The organism is Streptomyces sp. LS1784 (genome assembly GCF_020103755.1).
Lineage (GTDB): Bacteria > Actinomycetota > Actinomycetes > Streptomycetales > Streptomycetaceae > Kitasatospora.
Genome location: NZ_JAHSQD010001030.1, coordinates 1 through 1,499, shown reverse-complemented (window position 1 = coordinate 1,499; position 1,499 = coordinate 1). Strand labels below are relative to the sequence as shown.

Below are 1,499 nucleotides of genomic sequence, written 5' to 3'. Positions count from 1 at the left end.
CCCCTCGCCCGGCGCGCCGATCCGGCAGGCGCCCGCGCCCCCGTCGGCGCGCCCCCGAGCGCCGGAGCGCCCCCGGCCGGGGTTGGTGCGCCTGACCACCGGCTAAACCCCACGAGGCGGCCGAATCCGCCAACTCGCCAGCGTGGGCGGTGGAGTTCACGACATGCTGGGGTATGAAACCAGCGCCGTCGCGGACGTCGGGCACGGGGGGAACAGGTGATGGAGCAGGAACAGCACCGGCCGTACTTCTTCTTCAGCTACGCGCGTCGTGACTTCGAGGCCGAGGACGTCTTCGTCAACCAGTTCTTCAACGACCTGAGGGACGAACTCGGCCGACTGGTCGGCACGGGCGTGCGCGTCGACGAACTGGCCTACCGGGACACCGAGCAGCTGCGCCTGGGCGACGACTGGGCCGAGCAGCTGGCCACGATGCTCGGCCGCAGCCGCACCATGATCGCGCTCTACTCCCCGGCCTACTTCGCCAGCCTCTACTGCGGCAAGGAGTGGACCGCCTTCCGCGGCCGGGTCCGCCGCCACCACGAGGACACCGGGGAGCTCATCTCGGCGCTCATCCCGGTGCTCTGGGAACCCGTCGAGCCGGGCGGGCTGGCCGACGAGGTGAACAAGATCCAGTGGGCCCAGCCGGACATGGGCGAGGCCTATGCCCGCCACGGCCTGCGGGCCCTGCTGCGCACCGCGCAGGGCGGGGCGTACGAACAGGTCGTCCGGGTGGTCGCGGAGCGGGTCCGGGACGCGGCCGCGCGCCGGCTCGGCGAGCTGCCCGAGTTCGACCTCGGCGCCGTGCGCGGCTACTTCCCGCCGCCGGCGGCGCCGCCCGTGGCGTCCACCCCCGGGATGGTGCGGCTGTTCATCGCGGCCGGGCGCGCCTCGGAGGCCGCCGCCGAGGGAGGCTCCTACACGGGCGGCTGGTACGGCGCCAAGCCGTGGCACTGGGCGCCGTACCACCCGCCCACCCAGCCGTCCCTGGCGGCCCGCGCCCAGCAGGTGATCACCGGCGCCGGGCACACCACCACGCTGGAGGAGATCGACGCAGCCCTCGCCGACAAGCTCGACCAGGCCCGGGAGGACAGTCAGGTCAGCATCCTGCTGGTGGACCCGTGGGTGGCGGGCGGCGAGCGCTACCGGTCGGCGCTGCGCGCCTACGACGAACAGAACCACCCGGTCACCGGAGTGATGGTGCCCACCGGCAGCGACGACCCGGCCGACGGGCCGGGGCGCGATGCGCTCTGGGCGGGCGTGCGCGACGTGTTCCGGCGCAACTGGCTGCGCCGGAGCGACCTGGAGCACTTGTTCCGGGTCAAAGTGAGCCGGGAGAGCTTCGACACCGACCTCACCATCATGGTGACGGTCGCTCAGAACAAGCTCATGGACGACAACCTGGATTGGGGAGACGATGGCGGCGACGCCTTCGGCTTCGGCCCGGGCGGCGGCCCGGACGCCGGCCCGGCGATGCCCGGGCTGGCCATCCCGGCCGGCCC

General features: G+C 73.4%; 1 protein-coding gene. It reads left to right on the top strand.

Features of this window, described 5'->3' with window-relative positions; all coding sequences use genetic code 11:
* Window positions 1-219: 219 nt before the first annotated feature.
* The coding region (locus KS423_RS45360; RefSeq protein ID WP_224285498.1) for a TIR-like protein FxsC at window positions 220-1,499 on the top strand (1,280 nt) is incomplete at its 3' end.